The 19,805-nt window shown below is 64.5% G+C and carries 16 protein-coding genes; 10 read left to right on the top strand and 6 right to left on the bottom strand.

What is annotated here, in order from left to right; genetic code table 11:
• From JQ628_RS09745 to JQ628_RS09710, 8 genes are all read left to right on the top strand, one after another.
• Positions 1-2,328: a xanthine dehydrogenase family protein molybdopterin-binding subunit gene (locus JQ628_RS09745; RefSeq protein ID WP_212222309.1), complete on the top strand. Its 2,328-nt coding sequence runs from the start codon at positions 1-3 to the stop codon at positions 2,326-2,328.
• Between the two features lie 188 nt (positions 2,329-2,516).
• Positions 2,517-3,242, top strand: a complete 726-nt coding sequence (locus JQ628_RS09740; RefSeq protein WP_212222308.1) for a TetR/AcrR family transcriptional regulator — start codon at positions 2,517-2,519, stop codon at positions 3,240-3,242.
• A complete protein-coding gene (locus JQ628_RS09735; RefSeq protein WP_212222307.1) occupies positions 3,214-4,083 on the top strand; it encodes an amidohydrolase family protein in 870 nt (289 codons plus the stop codon). The genes JQ628_RS09740 and JQ628_RS09735 overlap by 29 nt, the downstream gene beginning before the upstream one ends.
• 29 nt (positions 4,084-4,112) lie before the next feature.
• The gene (locus JQ628_RS09730; RefSeq protein ID WP_212222306.1) at positions 4,113-4,835 is read left to right on the top strand and encodes a PIG-L deacetylase family protein; all 723 of its coding nucleotides are present in this window, start codon (positions 4,113-4,115) and stop codon (positions 4,833-4,835) included.
• Positions 4,835-5,527: a 4-carboxy-4-hydroxy-2-oxoadipate aldolase/oxaloacetate decarboxylase gene (locus JQ628_RS09725; RefSeq protein ID WP_212222305.1), complete on the top strand. Its 693-nt coding sequence runs from the start codon at positions 4,835-4,837 to the stop codon at positions 5,525-5,527. The genes JQ628_RS09730 and JQ628_RS09725 overlap by 1 nt, the downstream gene beginning before the upstream one ends.
• A 7-nt stretch (positions 5,528-5,534) precedes the next feature.
• On the top strand, positions 5,535-6,380 hold the full coding sequence (locus JQ628_RS09720) for a hypothetical protein (RefSeq protein WP_212222304.1): 846 nt from the start codon (positions 5,535-5,537) through the stop codon (positions 6,378-6,380).
• A 10-nt stretch (positions 6,381-6,390) separates the two neighbouring features.
• Positions 6,391-7,347 carry a catechol 2,3-dioxygenase gene (locus tag JQ628_RS09715; protein ID WP_212222303.1) on the top strand — a complete coding sequence of 319 codons (957 nt, stop codon included), beginning with the start codon at positions 6,391-6,393 and terminating at the stop codon, positions 7,345-7,347.
• Positions 7,348-7,451: 104 nt separating this feature from the next.
• Entirely contained in the window at positions 7,452-8,543 is a 1,092-nt protein-coding gene (locus JQ628_RS09710) for a hypothetical protein (RefSeq protein WP_212222302.1), read from the top strand.
• Here JQ628_RS09710 and JQ628_RS09705 read toward each other — a convergent pair.
• The 6 genes from JQ628_RS09705 to JQ628_RS09680 form a co-directional block, all read right to left on the bottom strand.
• Positions 8,540-9,991 carry an aldehyde dehydrogenase gene (locus JQ628_RS09705; RefSeq protein WP_212222301.1) on the bottom strand — a complete coding sequence of 484 codons (1,452 nt, stop codon included), beginning with the start codon at positions 9,989-9,991 and terminating at the stop codon, positions 8,540-8,542. The genes JQ628_RS09710 and JQ628_RS09705 overlap by 4 nt on opposite strands.
• A gap of 14 nt (positions 9,992-10,005) precedes the next feature.
• Complete coding sequence (locus JQ628_RS09700; protein WP_212222300.1) at positions 10,006-10,728, bottom strand: ABC transporter ATP-binding protein; 723 nt, start codon at positions 10,726-10,728, stop codon at positions 10,006-10,008.
• Positions 10,721-11,467, bottom strand: coding sequence for an ABC transporter ATP-binding protein (locus JQ628_RS09695; RefSeq protein ID WP_212222299.1), 747 nt, complete (start codon positions 11,465-11,467; stop codon positions 10,721-10,723). The genes JQ628_RS09700 and JQ628_RS09695 overlap by 8 nt, the downstream gene beginning before the upstream one ends.
• Positions 11,464-12,408 carry a branched-chain amino acid ABC transporter permease gene (locus JQ628_RS09690; RefSeq protein WP_212222298.1) on the bottom strand — a complete coding sequence of 315 codons (945 nt, stop codon included), beginning with the start codon at positions 12,406-12,408 and terminating at the stop codon, positions 11,464-11,466. The genes JQ628_RS09695 and JQ628_RS09690 overlap by 4 nt, the downstream gene beginning before the upstream one ends.
• Positions 12,405-13,274, bottom strand: a complete 870-nt coding sequence (locus JQ628_RS09685) for a branched-chain amino acid ABC transporter permease (RefSeq protein WP_212222297.1) — start codon at positions 13,272-13,274, stop codon at positions 12,405-12,407. The genes JQ628_RS09690 and JQ628_RS09685 overlap by 4 nt, the downstream gene beginning before the upstream one ends.
• A gap of 288 nt (positions 13,275-13,562) precedes the next feature.
• The gene (locus tag JQ628_RS09680) at positions 13,563-14,786 is read right to left on the bottom strand and encodes an amino acid ABC transporter substrate-binding protein (protein WP_212222295.1); all 1,224 of its coding nucleotides are present in this window, start codon (positions 14,784-14,786) and stop codon (positions 13,563-13,565) included.
• A 172-nt stretch (positions 14,787-14,958) separates the two neighbouring features.
• On the opposite strand from JQ628_RS09680, the gene JQ628_RS09675 reads away from it, so the two are divergent.
• Together JQ628_RS09675 and JQ628_RS09670 are read left to right on the top strand one after the other, a co-directional pair.
• Entirely contained in the window at positions 14,959-15,867 is a 909-nt protein-coding gene (locus tag JQ628_RS09675; protein ID WP_212222293.1) for a helix-turn-helix domain-containing protein, read from the top strand.
• A 146-nt stretch (positions 15,868-16,013) separates the two neighbouring features.
• Positions 16,014-19,580, top strand: a complete 3,567-nt coding sequence (locus JQ628_RS09670; protein ID WP_212222291.1) for a S8 family serine peptidase — start codon at positions 16,014-16,016, stop codon at positions 19,578-19,580.
• The last annotated feature ends 225 nt before the right edge of the window (positions 19,581-19,805 follow it).

Raw genomic sequence — 19,805 nt, 5'->3', positions numbered from 1 at the left:
ATGACCGAGCCATTGCTGGGCCGCAGCCTCAACCGTCTGGAAGATTCGCGCTTCGTGCGGGGGCGCGGGCGTTACGTCGACGATCTGGCGGCGCCGAATGCGCTGCATGGCATCGTCGTGCGATCGCCGCACGCGCATGCGCGCATCAGGGCGATCGATGCCGATGCGGCGCGAAAGATGCCCGGCGTTGCCGCTGTATTCACCGGCGCCGATCTTGCTGCGGACGACATCGGTCTGCTGCCGTGCGGGGTGACGAGCGTTCCGATGGCGCGGCCGCTTGTCGTGCCGCCCTATCACGCGCTGGCGCGTGATACCGTTCGCTATGTCGGCGAGCCCGTCGTGTTCGTGGTGGCTGACAGCGTCGAGAACGGGCGCGATGCGGCCGAGGCGACTGTCATCGAGTACGAGCCGCTGGCGCCTGTGGTTGCGGTGAGGGAAGCGCTACTGCTGGCGAGCCCGTCGATCTGGCCGGAGGCAAAGGACAATATCGCATACGAGTATCATCGCGGCGACATAGCGGCGGTAGAGACGACAATGGACGCGGCGGCGCATGTCGTGGAATGCGAAATCGTCAACAACCGCATCGTGGCTTCGCCGCTGGAAACGCGCGGCGCGCTCGGCGAGTTCGACGCCGCGAGTGGCCGTCTGCACCTGACGGCTTCCGCCGCCGGCGCGCATGCGATCCGCGACCTGCTTGCCGCTGATGTGTTCAGGATTCCCCGCGAAAAGCTGCGCGTCAGCATTCCCGATGTCGGCGGCGGCTTCGGGATGAAGAACGTGCTGTATCCGGAATGGGTGCTGGTGCTGTGGGCGGCGCGGCGCTTGCGGCGTCCGGTGAAATGGATCGGCGAACGCAACGAGGATTTTCTGGGATCGGCACACGGCCGCGACAGCGTGATGCGGGCGCGCTTTGCGCTCGACAAGGACGGCAAATTCCTTGCGCTGGAGGCCAGGGTCCTTGCCGATATGGGCGCTTACATCTCGACGGTCGCGCCGGTCGTCAACACCATGGCGATGGGAAGCGCGATGGGCGGCGTGTACGACATTCCGCATGTAGCGATGGTGACGCAAGGCGTCTTCACCAACACACCGCCGATCGATGCCTATCGCGGCGCCGGGAAACCCGAGGCGAACTATCTGATCGAGCGCTGCATCGATATCGCGGCGGCCAGGCTCGGGATGGACGCGCTAAAGCTGCGGCGCAAGAATATCGTGCGACGTTTCCCGCATCGCTCGGCGGTGGGCCTGCCGATCGAGCAGGGCAGCTTTGGGCATGCGATCGATCTTGCGGTCGCGGCGGCCGACGGTTTCAAGGCACGCCAGCGGGACTCGCGCAAGCGGGGCAAGTTGCGCGGCCTCGGCTATGCCTGCTTTCTCGAGACGGCGCGGGGACAGCCCAACGAGGTCGCGGAATTGCGCGTCGATGAGGACGGCCGGATCGATGTCAGTGTCGGCACGCATTCCAACGGCCAGGGCCATGAGACGACCTATGCGCAGATCGCGGCCGATGCGCTCGGCCTGCCGATCGGGGTGTTTGCCTTCCGCCAGGGCGATACCGACGATCTCGACAGCGGCGGCGGGCATGGCGGCGCGCGCTCGATGCACCAGGGCGGCACTGCGGTGCTGATGGCGGCCGAAGGCCTGATCGAGAATGCAAGGCGGCTGGCCGCGCGGCTGCTACAGACCAGCGTCGATTCCGTCGCCTACGAAGCGGGCATGCTGCGCGTGGCCGCGACCGGACAGGAGATCAGCCTGGAGGAGGTGGCGCTCACCTCCTATGAATCACCCAGCGACGACGTCGCGCCGGGACTGGCGTACAAGGCGACGCATCTGTGCGACCAGTACACCTTTCCCAATGGATGCCACGTCGCGGAAGTCGAGATCGATCCTGACACGGGGCAGGTGACGCTCGACCGCTACGTCATCTTCGATGACTTTGGCCGGCTGCTCGATCCGCGCCTGACGCTCGGCCAGGTCCATGGCGGCGTGGTGCAGGGGATCGGCCAGGCGCTGCTGGAGCAGGCGCTGTATGATCCCGAAACGGGTCAGGTGCTGTCGGGCTCGCTGATGGATTACGCGCTGCCGCGGGCGGACGATATCCCTTCGTTCGAGGGCCACCTGACGCAGGAGTTTCCGAGCAAGGCGAACCGCCTCGGCGTGAAAGGCAGCGGCCAGGCCGGCGCGATCGCCGCGCCCGGTACCGTGATGAACGCGGTGATGAATGCGCTGGCGCCGTTCGGCGTGACGCATCTCGATATGCCGGCTACGCCTGTTCGCATCTGGGAGGCGATACGGAAGGCGCGGGGGACGGGATCGCATCGCGACTAAGGCGATCGTGTTTCTTTCTCGTCATGCCCGGGCTTGTCCCGGGCATCCACGTCTTTGTTTCAGACAAGGCAAGTAAGACGTGGATGGCCGGGACAAGCCCGGCCATGACGGTCGCCCCCCGAGACCCGCCGGGGCCGATCGCTGCCTATTGTTGACTAGACCTGATCATTTGTACATATGTACAAAAGATGGCCCAAAAGCCCGCCAGCAAACAAGCCGCATCGCGCAAGCCGAATATGCGCGAGGCGATTCTGGCTGCCGCGGAAGAGCTGTTCTCGATCAACGGATTCACCGCGGTCTCCGTGCGCGACATCGCGCTGGCGGCCGGCGCCAATCCCGGCAGCGTGACCTATCATTTCAAGACCAAGGACGGCCTGCTGCTGGAGATCTATCGCCGGCATTGCGGGCCGATGAACCATCGGCGGTTCGAGTTGCTGGAAGCCGCCCGGCGCGTGCGCGATTTGCAGGACCGGCTGGAGGCGATCGTGCGCGCCTATGTGGTGCCGGCCTTCACCTCGGGCAGCGATCTCGCCGGCGGAGGGGCGCGGTTCACGCGGCTGCGTGCGGTGATGTCCGCGGAAGGCAACGAAGTCGTGCGAAAGATCATCGCGCAGACCTTTGACGATACCAGCCACGCCTTCATCGATGCGATCCACGAAAGCCTGCCGCATATCCCGCGCGACGAGATCGTCTGGCGCGGGCATTTTCTCTTGGGAGCGCTGTACTACACGCTGGTGACGCCGGAGCGGGTGTCGCGCCTGTCGCGCGGCGGCGCCGATGGGAGCGACGCGGGCAATGCCATCGAGCAACTGGTGCGCGCGACTGTTGCCTCCATGCAGGCGCCGCCGCTCGATCAACCAGAACCCGCGAACAAGCGGGGACGTCATGTTCACGCCGACCATTCCCGGGCCTGATCCCGACACGAGGACTCCGAGGTTCGCCCTGCCGCCGCTGGCCTGCGACGCGCATTGCCATATCTTCGGGCCCGGCGCGAAATATCCGTACGCCGAGGGCCGGCCGTACACGCCGCCGGACGCGCCGCTGGAGGATTTTCGCGCGCTGCACGCCACGCTCGGCGTTGAGCGGGCGGTGATCGTCAATGCCAGCGTGCACGGCACCGACAACCGCGTCGCGCTTGATGCGATCGCGGCGAGCGGCGGCGCCTATCGGGCGGTGGCCAATATCGATGACGGGATCGGTGAGCGTGGCCTGCGTGAACTGCATGAGAGCGGCTTTCGCGGATGCCGCTTCAATTTCGTGCGCCACCTCGGCGGCGTGCCCGATATGCGCGTTTTCGAGCGGGTGATCGCCATGATCGCGCCGCTCGGCTGGCATGTCGATCTGCACTTCGATGCGATCGATCTGCCTGACTATGCCGACATGCTGGCAAAACTGCCGGTGCGCTACACCATCGATCACATGGGGCGGGTGAAGGCGGCGGATGGGCTCGATCAATTGCCGTTCAAGACGCTGATCGAACTGATGCAGCGCGATGAGAAATGCTGGGTGAAGGTTTGCGGCTGCGAGCGCGTATCGTCCGCCGGGCCGCCCTTTACCGACGCAGTGCCGTTCGCGCGGAAAATCGTCGAGACCGCGCCTGACCGGGTGATCTGGGGCACCGATTGGCCGCATCCCAATGTCAAGGTGATGCCGAACGACGGCGACCTTGTCGATCTCATTCCGCTGTTTGCGCCGGAGCCGGAGGTTCAGCAGAAGATACTCGTCGATAATCCGGCGCGGCTGTTCGAGTTCTGAACGAAGAAACGAAGGAGGAAGTCCCGGACATGAGTGACACGAAGAAAACGGGGCTGGTGGTCTCGGCCCATCCCGGCGATTTCGTCTGGCGCGCGGGCGGGGCGATCGCGCTGCATGCCAGGCGCGGCTATCGCGTCAAGATCGTGTGCCTCGCCTATGGCGAGCGCGGCGAGTCGCAATTTGCCTGGAAGCAGGCGGGCATGACGCTGGAGAAGGTGAAGGCCGGGCGCAAGGACGAGGCGGAGCGGGCAGCGAGCGCGCTCGGCGCCGAGATCGAGTTCTTCGATGCCGGCGATTATCCGCTGCGCCTGACGGAAGCGCATATGGAGCGGCTGACGGACATCTATCGCGAGCTCAATCCGAGCTTCGTGCTGACGCATTCGCTGGAAGATCCCTACAATGTCGATCATCCGGCGGCCGCGGCCTATGCGCAGGAAGCGCGCATCGTGGCGCAGGCGATGGGCTACAAGCCGCAGGCCGATTACAATTACAGCGCGCCGCCGGTGTTTCTATTCGAGCCGCACCAGCCGGAAATGTGCAACTTCAAGCCGCAGGTGATCCTCAACATCGACGAGGTCTGGGACGTCAAGCGCAAGACCTTCGAGATCCTCGCAGCGCAAAAGCACCTGTGGGCCTATTACGAACGCGTCGCGCTTCAGCGCGGCATGCAGGGCGGCCGCAACTCCGGCAAAGCCATGACCTATGGCGAGGCCTATCAGCGGCTGTTCCCGATGGCAGTGGAGGAATTTTGATGAAGAACGTCGTTATCAGAAACATCAAGCGCACCGATGCCGAGCTGGTGAAGCGGCTCGGCGCGCTCGGCGTCGCCACCGCGCATGAGGCCTATGGCCGCCATGGCCTGATGAAGCCGTATCTGCGCCCGGTATGGGCCGGCGGCGAGGCGGCCGGCACCGCGGTGACGGTGCTGGCGCATCCCGGCGACAACTGGATGATCCATGTCGCGGTCGAGCAGTGCAAGCCGGGCGACATTCTGGTGGTCGGCTGTTCCGCCGACAACACCGACGGCATGTTCGGCGATCTGCTGGCGACGTCGCTGATGGCGCGCGGCGTCAGGGGCCTCGTGATCGATGCTGGCGTGCGCGATGCAAAATCGCTGCGCGAGATGGGCTTTCCGGTGTGGTCGAAGGCGATCTCGGCCAAGGGCACGGTCAAGGCAACGGTGGGATCGGTCAACGTGCCGGTCGTGTGCGCCGGCATCAACGTCATCCCCGGCGATGCCGTGGTGGCCGATGACGACGGCGTGGTGGTGATCCGTCGCAAGGATGCGGCCGATGTCGTCGCCAAAGGCGAGAAGCGTGCGGCCGACGAGGATGGCAAGCGAAAACAGCTCGCCGAGGGAAAGCTCGGCCTCGACATGTACAACATGCGCGAGGCGCTGGCGAAGGCCGGCCTTGTCTATGTCGACGAGCCGGAGGACGATTGAGGTGGCGATGCGGCTGCGGACGCTGCTCGGCGATCATCCGGGAACGGCGGCGCTGAAGAACGGCTCGATCAAATCCGATCTGATCGAGTTCGATTTCGCCAGCTACACGCCGGCCAACAAGGGTTTCAAGCCGATGGTCCGCGAGGCGGCGTTCGACGTCTCGGAGATGGCGATCGTCACCTACCTGATGGCGAAGAGTTTTGACAAGCCGATGGTGCTGCTGCCGCACGTGGTGATGGCACGGGGGCAGCATGGGCACGCGCTGTACAACGCGAAGAGGGGCAAGCTCGGGCCGCGCGATCTGAACGGCAAGCGCGTCGGCATTCGCTCCTTCACCACCACGACCGGTGCGTGGCTGCGCGGCATTTTGGCCAATGACTACGGCGTCGATCTCGATTCGATCGACTGGGTGACCTTTGAGAATGCCCATGTCGCCGAGTACAAGGACACGACCAAGCGGGCGCCTGCGGGCAAGCAGATCATCCAGATGCTGCTGGATGGCGAGCTTGATGCCGTGCTGGGCGAAAAGTCCGACCATGCGGACCTCAAGCCGTTGTTCGAGAATGTAGCCGCCGAAGAGAAAGCGTGGTCGACGCGGCGCAAGCTGATGCCGATCAACCACATGGTGGTGGTGAGCCGGACGCTGTGCGAGAAACATCCCGATGTCGTGCAGGAAGTGCAACGGATGCTGACGCAGGCGGCGGAGGGAGTGGCGAGCGCGCCGCGATTTACCGCCGATGAAATGCGCCGCTCGCTGGAAAAGATCATCGGCTATTCCACGCAGCAAAAGCTTATTCCGCGTGCCTATGCGGTCGATGAACTATTCGACGACGTGACGCGTGCGTTGATTTGAGGATGAAGTAATGCAGCCCGAACCCATCTACGATCTCGCCCATCTCGGCCATCTGGAATTGCTGACGCCGAAGCCGGAAGAGAGCGAAAAATTCTTCGTCGACGTGATGGGCATGACGGTGTCCGGCCGCAAGGGCGACTCGGTTTACCTGCGCGGCTGGGATGATTACGAGCGCTATTCGCTGAAACTGACGGCTTCAAAGACATCGGGCATGGAGCATATGGCGTTGCGAGCGCGCAGCCCGCAGGCGCTGGAGCGGCGGGCCGCCGCGCTGAAGGGCTCGGGCTACGACATCGGCTGGACCGATGGCGACATGGGGCAGGGGCCGGCGTTCCGCTGCCGCGATCCCGACGGTCATATCGTCGAACTCTACTATGAGACGGAATGGTATCAGGCGCCGCCGGAGCTAAAACCCGCGCTGAAGAACCAGGCGCAGCGCTTTCCGGCGCGCGGCGTCAATGTGCGAAGGCTCGATCACCTCAATTGCCTTGCGGTCGACATCAGGGCGAACCGGCTGTTCTTCGAAAACTATCTCGGCTTGCGCACCACCGAGCAGATCGTGCTCAACGACGGCACGGAAGCGGCGATGTGGATGACGATGTCGAACAAGAGTTATGACTTCGCCTACACGCGCGACCACTACGGCAAATCAGGCCGCTTCCATCACGTCACCTACGCGCTCGACAGCCGCGAGGAAATTTTGCGCGCCGCCGATATCTTTCTGGAGAACGGCGTCTACATCGAAACCGGTCCGCACAAGCATGCGATCCAGCAGACCTTCTTCCTCTATGTCTGGGAGCCCGGCGGCAACCGCGTCGAAGTCGCCAATGCCGGCGCTCGGCTGATCCTTGCGCCGGACTGGAAGCCGATCGTCTGGACCGAGGAGGAGCGCAAGAAGGGGCAGGCGTGGGGGCTGAAGACGATCGAGTCGTTTCACACCCATGGCACGCCGCCGGTGGAGGGGTGAGGGCGGCAATCATCAGCCTCAAATCGGGCTGGCAGCCTGTCATCAATACATCTATAAATTGTCTATATTGCTTTTGATTGTATTTTCGATTGAGGGGGCGGGCCATGGGAACGATGCCATTTGTCGCGGTGATCGGGGGAATGTGGAATATCACCGATCGAAACGAGCAGGCGAAAGCCAAGCAAACCGCCAACATGATCGGGGAAGAGCTTGCAAAGGCGGGCTTCGGCCTGGTGGTTTATTTTTCCAACGATGCATCGCTCGAACCGCATGTCGTTTCCGGCTACGTACCCGCGCTAGCCAAGGATGCTGGCGAGATACGGGTGCGCTATGCGCAATCCCAGCGAAACCAGGTGAAGTTTGCCGAGGAGGGCATCCGGAAGGATGTGTTCAAGCCCCAACTGTTTCCGGACGACGATTGGGAAGCGCCCTTCTACGGATCGCTGGCCGAGGAGAATGGCGTCGATGCGGTGCTGTTGCTGAGCGGAGCCAAATCGACGCTCATTGCGGGCCAGATAGCGGTCGGCCGAAAGCTTCCCGTGCTGGCGGTGGATACGTTTGGCGGCTCTGCCGAGAAAATATGGCGCCAGCTCTCCCAGGCCTCGCCGGACAGAAGGCTGCCCTCGTGGGGTGATCGCCCGGCCTCTGAATTCGTCGCGACCCTGAAGGCAAAATGCGCAGCGGCGGCCGCGCAGAACGCAGCGTTGCGCAACCGTGAGGCGGATTTGATCGAGCGCGAAAGAAAGCTGACCGCTCAAAACGCGCAGATCCGCAAGATCTTCTATTCGGCCGGCGCATTTCTCGCTCTTCTGCTGGCTGCGATCTTCGGCATGGCTTACCCGCCGAGTGGCGCGGCCTATCCGGTCGTGATGGGAGCAGGTCTCATCGCGGCCGGCGCGACCGGCGCCCTGGTGCGTGCTCTGCTGGGCAAGGAAGCTGAAATTGATCCAAGAATGTCACTCTTGTTGGGTGCCATTGCCGGTTTTGTCGTGGGCCTGGCCTATTTGATTCCGCAGTGGATCGGCGCGCCCGGCGTCCTCGACCCCAAGGCAACCGTTGTCTCCGCAACCGACAAAATTCAGTTTGTATCGGCGGTTCTCATCGCGATTTCCGCCGGCGTTGGATTCGATACCGTCTTCTCCCGACTCCAGAAGCAGTCTGAAGGACTCGCCATCGGACCCGGCAAGACACCTTAGATCGGATAGTGCTGCGGTCCGGTCTCGATCGTGATCCAGCGCAGCTCGGTGAACTCCGCGATTCCCGCCTTGCCGCCGAAGCGGCCGTAGCCGGAGGCCTTGGCGCCGCCGAAGGGCATCTGTGCTTCGTCGTGCACGGTCGGACCGTTGACGTGACAGATGCCGGACTCGATGCGCTTCGCCACATCGAACGCGCGGGCGATGTCGCGGCCGAACACGGCGGCGGAGAGGCCGTATTCGGTGTCGTTGGCGACGCGGACGGCTTCGTCGACGCCATTGACACGGACGACGCAGACGACGGGTCCGAAGGACTCCTCGCCATAGATGCGCATGGAGGAGTTGACGCGATCGATCACGGCGGCCGACATCAGGGTACCTTCGCTGCGGCCGCCGGCGACGACCTTGCCGCCCTTGCCGACGGCATCCGAGATCAGCGACTGGATGCGGGTGGCGGCGTCGGCGCCGATCAGCGAACCCAGCGGCGTGTTGCCCTTGCGCGGATCGCCGGCGATCAGCGAGCCGGCCTTGGTGGCGAGCTTGGCCACGAAAGCGTCCGCGATCCTTTCGTCGACGACGATGCGCTCGGTCGACATGCAGATCTGGCCCTGGTTCATGAAGGCGCCGAAACCGGCGGCGGCCACTGCGGCATCAATATCGGCGTCGTCCAGCACCACCATCGGCGCCTTGCCGCCGAGCTCGAGCAGCGCGGGCTTGAGATATTTCGCGGCGACCTGCGCGATGATGCGGCCGACGCGGGTCGAGCCGGTGAAGTTGATGCGGCGCACGGCGGGATGGGCGATCAGGGTCTCGATCAGTTCGGGCGCGTCTTCCGGCGCGTTGGTGATGACGTTGAGCACGCCGGGCGGCAGGCCGGCCTCGCGCAGGCATTCGGCGATCAGGCGGTGGGTGCCGGGACAGATCTCCGAGGCTTTCAGGATGACGGTGTTGCCGCAGGCGAGCGGCAGCGCCACGGCGCGCACGCCGAGGATGACGGGCGCATTCCACGGCGCCATGCTCAGCACTACGCCGGCGGGCTGGCGCAGCGCCATCGCGATGCAGCCCGGCTTGTCGGAGGGGATGACTTCGCCCGAGATTTGCGTCGTCATCGAAGCGGCCTCGCGCAGCATGCCGGAAGCGAGGTGGACGTTGAAGCCGGCCCAGCCGGCGGTGGCGCCGGTTTCGGCCGCCATCAGTTCGGTGAACTGCTTTGCCTTTGAGGCCAGAATGTCGGCGGCCTTCAACAGGATGGCGCGGCGTGCGTTCGGGCCGGTGGCGGACCAGGCGGGGAAAGCGGCTGCCGCGGAATCTGCGGCGCGCTTGGCGTCGGCGATTTGCGCGGCGGCCGCGCGGCTCGCGATATCGCCGGTGACAGGATTGAGGCGGTCGAAGGTGGCGCCATTGGCGGCGGGGGCGTCGCGGTCTTCGAGCAGGAGAGCGATTTCGTGCATGGCGTTTCCTTCCGTCAAGTTTGGGCGGGTTCGCCGCCGAGATAGGCCCGCAGGATCGCGGGTTTTGTCTTCAGATTTTCCGCGCTGTCGTGATCGACGATGCTGCCGTTTTCAAGGACATAGCCGCGGTCGGCGATGGCAAGACTTTCCTGCGCGTTCTGTTCGACCAGCAACAGGCCGACGCCGGCCTCGCGCACCCGGCGGAGCGTGGCGAACAGTTCGTGCACCATGATCGGCGACAGGCCGAGCGAGGGCTCGTCGAGCAGGAGGATATCCGGGTTCGACATCAGCGCCCGGCCGATTGCCAGCATCTGCTGCTCGCCGCCGCTCATGGTGCGCGCAATCTGAGCGGAACGCTCGCGCAACCGCGGGAACAGGGTCAGGACCTTTTCACGCCTGATATCCTCGCCGTCGCGGGCCCGCTTCGGGTTGGCGCCGAGCAGGAGGTTTTCCTTCACGGTGAGGTCGCCGAAGATGCCACGGCCCTCGGGCACCAGCGCCAGTCCGCGCTCGACGATCTCGTGTGCGGGCAGGGATGAAAGGTCATGCGTGCCGAGCGAGACCTGCTTGCCCGGCAATGTCTTCACCACACCGGCGATGGCCTTTAGCAGCGAGGACTTGCCGGCGCCGTTGGCGCCGAGGATCGTGACGATTTCGCCTTGTGCGATCTCGACCGCGACCTTGTCGAGCGCGCGGTGCTGGCCATAGGCCACGCTGAGATTTGCGACCTTAAGCATCGGCGGCCACCCCGCCGAGATAGGCCTTGACGACGGCCGCATCGGACAGCACGTCCGTCGTAGTGCCTTCCGCGATCTTGCGGCCGCTGCTCATGACGACGCAGCGGTCGCACAGGGCGCGCACCGCGGCCATCACATGCTCGACGAGGATGATGGTGGCGCCGTCATTCCTGAGCGAGCGGATCAGATCGATGCCGATGCCGAGCTCCGACGGATTGAGGCCGGCCAGCCATTCGTCGAGTAGCAGCAAAGCGGGCTTTGACGCCAGCGCGCGGGCGAGCTCCAGCCGCTTGCGGTCGATATAGGTGAGGTCGGCCGCGGGCCGCAGGTCGTGTCCGCCAAGGCCAACGCGATCGAGCAAGTGATCGATGCGCGCCGATGTGTCGGCGGCCGAGAGATGCGGGCGATGGAAGGCGATGCCGGCCTCGACGTTCTCGCGGCAGTTCATGCCGTCGAGCACGCGCACGAGCTGGAAGGTGCGGGCGAGGCCGAGGCGGGCGATGCGGTAGGAGGGCAGGCCGGCGATGTCCTGACCGTTGAGGCGGATCGTCCCGGCATCGGGGCGCAGCACGCCGGACATCAGGTTGAGCGCGGTGGTCTTGCCGGAGCCGTTCGGGCCGAGCAGGCCAAGGATTTCGCCGCGCTCGACGGAAAAACCGAGATCGTTGACGGCGACGAGACCGCCGAAGGCACGCTTCAGGCCGTTGACCGCGATGACCGGCTGGAGCGTGTTGCTCATGTCGCGGCCTCGCTGAGGCGCGGCCGGGAAAATTTTGTGCGCGCCGTTTCGATCAGGCCGGCGACGCCGCGCGGCAGCAGGTAGACGATCAAGAGGAAGATGCAGCCGAGGATAATCGTAAACGTGTTGGGAAAACGGGCGCTCAGCACCTCGAACAGCAGCGTCAGCGGCACGGCGCCAAGCACGGGACCCCAGAGCCGGTCGGCGCCGCCGAGCAGCGCCATGATCAGCACTTGGAACGAGATCATCGAATTGAAGGCGATCGACGGCTCGATATAGGTCCAGCGCGGCGCCATGATTGCGCCGACCACGCTCATGACGGTGGCGCTGATGGTGAACAGCAGCACCTTCACGATCGTGGTGTTGATGCCGCAATGGGTGGCGACGGTCTCGTCCTGGCCGATGATGCGGAGCGCAAAGCCGATGCGCGAGCGCGCAATCAGCCAGCCGACCACGAAGACGGCGACGGCCAGCGCCAGCAATTGCCAGTAGATGTGGACTTGCGTGATATCGACGAAGACGTAGCGGCCGAGCACGCGCGACTTGTTGACCTCGAACCAGACCACGAGCTGGCGCACCAATTCGGCAAGGCCGAAGGTGAAGATGACGAAATAGACGCCGCTCAGGCGGAGCGTGGAAAGCCCGACGATCGCGGCAAGGATCGCACCGAGGCCCGCCGCAATCAGCAGCACCAGCGGCCATGGCAAGACTTCGCCAAGCACGGCGACGGTATAGGCGCCGACGCCGAAGAAGGCGGTGGTGGCGAGCGAGACGTAGCGCGTTGGGCCGGAGAACAGACCCCAGGCGGTGGCGAGCACGGTGTACTGCAAGAGGCTGATGGCGAGCGCGAGGTAATAGGCATTCACGAAGCGCGGTACGGCTGCCAGAGCCGCAATTGCGGCCAGCGCGATAATGCCAAGGAGAAGGTTGCGCGCAGTCATCGTGCGGCCCTTCCGAACAGGCCGGCGGGTTTGATCAGGAGCACCGCGAGGAACAGCGCAAAATTTACCGCGAGCGTGAGGCCGGGATCGACCAGGGTGGCAACGAGCGACTCGCTGAGACCGAGCGCCAATCCGGCGATCAGGCAGCCCAGAATGTTGCCGACGCCGCCCATGACGACGATGATCAGCGCCTTCATGGTGAAGACGACGCCGGACGAGGCGTTGAAGGTGAGGAAGGTGCTGACGAGAACGCCGGCGGCCGCAACCAGCGCGCCGCCGAGCGCGAAGGTCAGTGCGGAGATGCGCGGCACGTCGATGGCGACGAGCTGCGCGGCGGAGGGATCGACGGCGACGGCGCGGATGGCGGTGCCGATCCGCGTCTTGGTCAGCGCCAGATACAGCATGGCACCGAGCAGCACCGCCACCGCCAGTGCGGCAAGTCGGTTGGCGGCAATCGTGGTGCCCAGCAGCTCAACCGGGAAAGCGAGGAAGGAGTAGCTGTGATAGGCACCGCCGAACATCGACAGCATCGCGCCCTGGATGATGAAGGTGAGGCCGAAGGTCGCCAGAATGCTGTCGACCTCGAGCGCGTCGCGGTTCCTGGCGCGGTTCACCAGCGGGGTGAGCAGCACGCGGTAGACGATGAAGCTTGCGACGAAGGCGAGGGGGACGACGAACGCCAATCCCAGGAATGGGCTGAGCGCCCAGCCCGTGAACAGCCAGTAGGATGCAAAGGCGGCGGCGATCAGGAACTCGCCATAGGACAGGTTCATGATCCGCGCCACGCCGTATTGGAGCGTCAGCCCCATCGCCGTCAGCGCGTACATGCCGCCCAGCATCAAGCCGGCCAGGATGGCGTTCGTCATGGGTTTAGACCGGTTGGGCGGGGCATACGACGGGGGGTCTGTCTCATTAAATGGAAGTCTTGAAGGCGAACTCTGCACCTATCCGACAGAGGGGCCGGGCGATCGCATCTGGGTTCGCGGGAGCGTAGCGGCTTGCTCGCTTCGCCTCTGCCGCTTGCGGGGGAGGCCGACGCGTTCAAAGAGCGCGGCGGGTGGGGGCTCTCTCCACGCAGGGAATCCCGATGCGGAGACACCCCCACCCCGACCCTCCCCCGCGAAGAGCGGGAGAGGGGGCACACTGCCGCTCCCCTACGGCGCAACCCAGGCCGGCTTCGGCGTGATCACCGCACGCACGCCTTCATTGCCGGTGGGCGCGACGCCATAGAACTCGCCGCCCTGCCACTGGCCGACCCACCAGTATTTGGTCGGCATGTTATTCTCGAGCTTCACCTTGCCGATCACGGTGTCGAACGTGCCGGTCTGCAATTCCTTGATGACGGCGGGGCGATCGACCTTGCCGACTTTCTCGATGGCCTGCTGGAGCATCTGCAAGGAGGCGTAGGTGACGGCGCTGGCCCAGCGGTCGGGCTCGGCGCCGTTGGCGGCGGAGGCCTTGTGTCTGGCGAGATAATCCTTGATCGCCGGGCTATCGCCGTTCCAGCCGCCGATGCCCATCACGCCTTCGGCGTTCTTGCCGAATTTGGCGCGGAACAGCGGAAACGCCGTGCCGACGCCGGTGTAGAAGACTTTTGGATTGAGGCCGGCGATGCGCGCCTGTTCGGTAATGGCGAGCGTATCCGGTGGATAGGAGAAGGCGATGAAGGTATCAGGATTGAGCGCCTTCACCTCGTTGATGATGGGCGAGAGATCCTGCGTGCCGATCGGATAGGTCTTGTCGTACGCGAGCTTGAACTTGGCGTCGGTCAGCGCCTTGCGGCCGGCGGCGGAGAGATCGATGCCAAAGCCGTCGGCGATCGACACCATCGCGACGGTGTCGCCGATCTTCTTTTCGCTGCGCAGTTTGGTGAGCAACTCCACCAGCGTCTTGGCGGCGTCGGCGCTGGTGCCGAGCAACCAAAAACTGTTCGGCCAGCGCTTTGCCAGTTCCGGCGCGCGGTCGGTGACAGCGGTGGCGGCGAGGTGCGGATAGCCTTCCTTGTTCAGGGTCGGGCCAACCGCGAGGTTGAGGCCGGTGCCCCAGGGCGGCAGGATGAAATCGACCTTGTCCTGGTTGATCAGGCGTTCGATCGCGCGCACGGCTTCTTCCGCATTCGAACGGTCGTCGTACTGGACCACCTCGATCGGCACGCGCTTGTCGCCAAGCTTGATGCCGCCGGCGGCGTTCACTTCCTTTACCCACAGTTCGTAATTCGGAATGGTCGTGACCGCGGCGCCGCCGGTGTTCGGGCCGGTCTTCGAGATGGCGTAGCCGATCTTGATCGACGTCTGCGCGCTGGCTGTTGCAACCAGCCCGAGTGTCGCGGCGCCGGCGGTCAGCCAGAGCGCGGCGCGCCGCGTGATGCTTTTCCTCATGGTCTCTCCCTCCCCAAAGATGCGTTGATGCGGCGCCGTTTGCGGCGCTCGTGATCGCGCTGACGTTAAGAGCGGAGAGAAGCGGTTTGGAATTGGACGAAGCCGGAGAAAGATTGTACGTTTCTGGCAAATAAGCCCGCCGATGGGCGGCGGATTGTCTCAGGGGGAAGCGTTGCTGACGTCGGCGGGGCTGAACGGATTGCCGGTGGGGGTGGCGCTGGCGGTGCGCGCCGAGCCGTTTTCGGCCGCGCTGGCGAAGCGCTCCTGGGTTGTCCGGCAGAAGGGCGAGAAGCGGGCGCATCTTTTGCTGTTGCAGTCCGACCGCGGCACCGCGTCATGGCAGGGGACGAGCGTTGCGCTGGGCGCGCCTGCGCTGCTGTGGCTGCCGAACAATCTCGATGCGTCGCTCGACGTCGGCGCCGGGGCCGACGGATTTTTGCTGTCGATCGACGACGACTTTCTGATCAAGAGCATCGCCGCTTGCCCGGAAGCGCTGCACCTGCGCCGCGCCACCGACCGCGCCACGCTGATCGACGGCGAAGCACTGGCGGCGCATGTGCATGACATCGCGCAATCCTGCCGCGCCATTGCGAAAGAGCTGCGCACGCCCGGCTTCGGCGGCGGCGCTGTTATCGCTTCGCACCTCCTGCTGCTCTGCCTGCACCTGTCGCGGCTCGGTGCGGCGCATGATGCGCCGGACGAGTCGGCGCGCGGCGGCGGCAAGGCGCTGGTCGGCAATTTTTTGCAGATGATCGAACTGCATTACCGCGACGGCTGGCCGGTGGCGCGCTACGCCAAAATCCTCGGCGTCACCTCCGACAAGCTGCACGCCCATTGCCGCCGCGAGAAGGGCGCGAGCCCCCGCGCGCTGATCCATGATCGGCTGGTGCGCGAAGCCTGCGTGCGCTTGCAACAGCTCGATCTTCCGGTCGAGCAGATCGGCTACGGCTTGGGCTTTCGCGATCCGGCCTACTTCAACCGCTTCTTCCGAAAATATCGCGGCGCATCGCCGGGCTCGTACCGGCGGCAGATCAGGCTGGAGCATGCGCGGAGCGGGCCGTCATATGCGGCGTGGCCATAAGGGCATCCGCAGGCAGCACCAGCCCGCACGGCGACTTCAATCGTCTTTTTGTTATTCAGTTCACACACGCTGAAGGCGAGCTACCGTATAGTCCATCGACATCGCAAACGTTGGCGTGCCAGGGTTCGACGGGCGGGGAGGGAATGATGCCGCGCATTTTGGTGAAGGCCGCGCCGGGCCTTGCTGTTTCGCGCCTCAGCTTCGGCGCAGCGCCGGTGCCGTTCACCGCCACTCGCCTGTTCGAGAGCATCGGTGTGCAGCCGGCGCCTGGCGCTGTAGCCCCTGATGTCTGGCACGTGCTGACTCCGCCACCCGGATTTGCGGAAGCGAGCGGCTGGGACATCTGCCACGCGCTGATGCAGCAGGGTTTTGGCGTGGCCGGCGCGCCCGCGCCCGCTTTCGCCGAACCGGACATCGAGCAGAGATGGATTACCGGGAAGTCGGCCGAGGGCGGCCAGTCCCTGGTGCAGTCATGCGAGGCGGCTGACCAGCAGGATCCGGATTTTCCGCGCGACAATGACAATTATTGGTTCCGTGCGGCGTCCCATTCGCAGTTCGATGATGCCATCGCCGCGATCGGCGGGCCTGACGTGGGGTCCAGGGTCCGCATTGCGCATTTCGACACCGGCTATGATCCGACCCATAGGACCTTGCCGAAGCGATTGCGGCGCGATATCGCGCGCAATTTTGCCGGTGGCAATCCGAACGACGCCAGCGACCAGAGCAGCGGGCTTCTCACCAATCTCGGCCACGGCACCGGCACGCTCAGCATCCTCGCCGGCACGGCCTTGCCGGAGCAGTCACCGGTACTCGGCGGCGCACCGTTCGCGGAAATCGTGCCGGTGCGGGTCGCCGACCGCGTCGTGCTGTTCAGCAACAGCGCGATCGCGCAGGCGTTCGACTACGTGCACAAGCTCAATGTTGCGGGCACCAATCGCGTCGACATCATCACCATGAGCATGGGGGGCCTCGCCTCGCAGGCCTGGGCGGATGCGGTGAACGCGCTGTACGAGCAGGGCGTCTTCATCGTCACCGCGGCCGGCAACAATTTTGGCAATTTGCCGACCCGCAACATCGTGTATCCCGCGCGGTTTGGCCGCGTGGTCGCCGCCTGCGGTGTGATGGCGAACGGCAAACCCTACGCTGATCTCGGCATCCGCCTGATGGCCGGCAACTACGGACCCGACAGCAAGATGGGCACCGCAGTTGCCGCGCCGACCCCGAATGTGCCGTGGGCGCGGCTCGGGTGTGGCGGCATCGTCGACTTCGACGGTGCGGGAACGTCGGCGGCGACGCCGCAGGTCGCGGCCGCCGCGGCGATCTGGCTGCAAAAGAACCGGGCGGCGGTCGATGCCTATCCGCAAGGCTGGATGAAGGTGGAAGCGATCCGTGACGCGCTGTTCGAAAGTGCCAAGACCAACCAACAGGAAGTCAAACGCCTTGGGCACGGCGAACTGCGCGCCAATCAGGCGCTCGCGCGGGCGCCAGCCGCGGCGGCAGCGCTGCGCCAGACCGCGCGCGATACGGCTTCCTTCGCATTGCTGCGCACCTTGACGGGGCTTGGCCTCCAGGCAGCACCCGACGTTCAATTGCGGATGCTGGAGCTGGAGGCGCTGCAACTCTCGCAAAGCGCCGCGATCGAAAGCGTCATGCCGGAAGACCCCGCGGCCGCATCGCCCGCCGATCTCCGCCGTGTCGCCGAGGCGCTGGCCGACGATCCGCGGGCTTCAAAAGCGCTGCGGGACGCCCTGGCCGGCGTAAGCGCGCATGACAAGGTTACCGTCGCGTCGCCCCCGATACCGGGTTCGAACTCGCTCGATCAGTTGCACCTCACTCACGCCACCAATCCGAAACCACGCGAGCCGGTATACCGACCATTGCGCGTGTACGCCTACGATCCATCGATCGGCGCGCGCCTCGAGACGGTCGACATCAATGAAGCTGTGCTGAATGTCCGCTGGGAGGAAAAGCTCGGGCCGGGCCCGGTCGGTGAATATATCGAGGTGATCGATGTCGACCCGGCGAGCCAGTGCTGTTACGCCCCGGTCGACCTCAACCATCAGCATATCCTTGCCCGGTCGGGAATTTCGCCGTCCGAGGCGAACCCGCAGTTCCATCAGCAGATGGTCTATGCGGTTGCCATGAAGACGATAGACCATTTCGAAAAGGCGCTCGGGCGTGTCGCACTCTGGGCGCCACACGCGACCCAGACCGGCGGAACGTGGAAAACTGAATTCATACGGCGGCTGCGGATTTATCCGCACGCGTTGCGCACCAGGAACGCCTATTACAGTCCCGAACGCAAGGCCCTGCTGCTGGGCTATTTCACGGCCTCGAATGTCACTTCGGGGACGATGTTCCCTGGGGGTGTCATTTTCACCGCTCTGTCGCACGACATCGTGGCGCATGAAACGACGCACGCTTTGCTGCACGGGCTGCATCGGAGATCGATTGAGCCGACCAATCCGGATGTCCTGGCCTTTCACGAGGCATTTGCGGACATCGTCGCGCTGTTTCAGCATTTCACCATGCCCGAAGCCTTAAGGCACCAGATCAGGACCACGAGAGGCGATCTCGAGAAGCAAAACCTGCTGGGACAGCTTGCCCCGCAGTTTGGCGAGGCCACCGATCGATACGGTGCGCTGCGGGATTATATCGGCAAGGTCGTGGTGGAAGAGGCCAGCGAGAAGGGGCGCTGGACCCCCAACCAGCCGAGCCGCACCGACTATGAGAAGGCAACCGAGCCGCATGATCGCGGCGCCGTGCTGGTGACGGCCGTGTTCAACGCCTTCCTGCAAATCTACAAGCGGCGCAAGGCGGACTTGTTGCGGCTTGCGACCGGCGGCGGTGGAAAACTCCCGGACGACGAGGAGATCTCCGCGGATCTCGTCAATCGACTGGCGGACGAAGCGAGCAAGATTGCCGGCCACGTTCTCGATATGTGTATTCGAGCGCTTGATTATTGTCCGCCGGTCGATCTTACGTTCGGCGAATATGTTCGTGCGCTGATTACGGCCGATGCCGACCTCGTGCCTGTTGACAAGCACGCCTATCGGATTGCTTTCATCGAGGCGTTCCGCGACCGCGGTATCTATCCCAAGGACGTGAAAAGCCTCTCACCGGACAGTCTGCTCTGGGAGCCTCCGCCGTCACCGCTTGACGCCGCCAAGCTTGCGCAAATTCTCAATCGGCTTTCGCTCAAGTGGGACCGCCGCGTCGAGCGCAGGAAGGCGTTCGAGGATTCCCGGAAGAACGCAGCGCAGTTCCAGCGCTGGCTGATGAATCCCGGCCTTGTAACGGACGAGGAGATCGGCAATCTCGGTCTCAAGCGCATCAACGCGCCGCAGCCCCATACGGTTGACGGCGTCGACGGAGAGCTGCGTGTCATTGAAGTCCATTCAATCCGGCCGGCACGGCGCGTCGGGCCGGAAGGCAACATCCAATCCGATATCGTGATCGAGATCACCCAGACCTTCCGGCCGAAGGCCAGTCCCAACATGAGAATCCGGAGCGGAAGCACCCTCTTGATCGACGCTGCGACCTTCAAGATACGCTACCTCATTCGCAAGAAACTCAGGATCGGCGAGCAGGTACGCTCACAGCTGCTCGGCGCCGCGGGCGATGAAGATTACGGGTTGCTTGCCAACTATTTCGACGACAAGGACGGTGTTCGTCGCGAGACGTTTGCATTCGTGCACGGCGCGCACAGGTAAAGGAGGCGTCATTGGCGAAGAAGTCGACGAAGAAGCCGGTGGCCCCGTCGGCGCGTCCGGCAAACCGCAAAGCATCCGCACGGCCGGCGCGATCGCGATCGGCCGTTTCATATCAGGCGCGGGTCAGGATGTACCGGCAGGGCTTGGGCGATTGCTTCCTGATCACGCTGCCGCGCAACGACGGCGGCAGCCGGCCGTTTTACGTCATGATCGATTGCGGCGTCG

The organism is Bradyrhizobium lablabi, assembly GCF_018129385.1.
GTDB lineage: Bacteria > Pseudomonadota > Alphaproteobacteria > Rhizobiales > Xanthobacteraceae > Bradyrhizobium > Bradyrhizobium lablabi_C.
The sequence above is the reverse complement of the archived record's forward strand: the minus strand, read 5'-3'. Positions and strand labels throughout refer to the sequence as shown.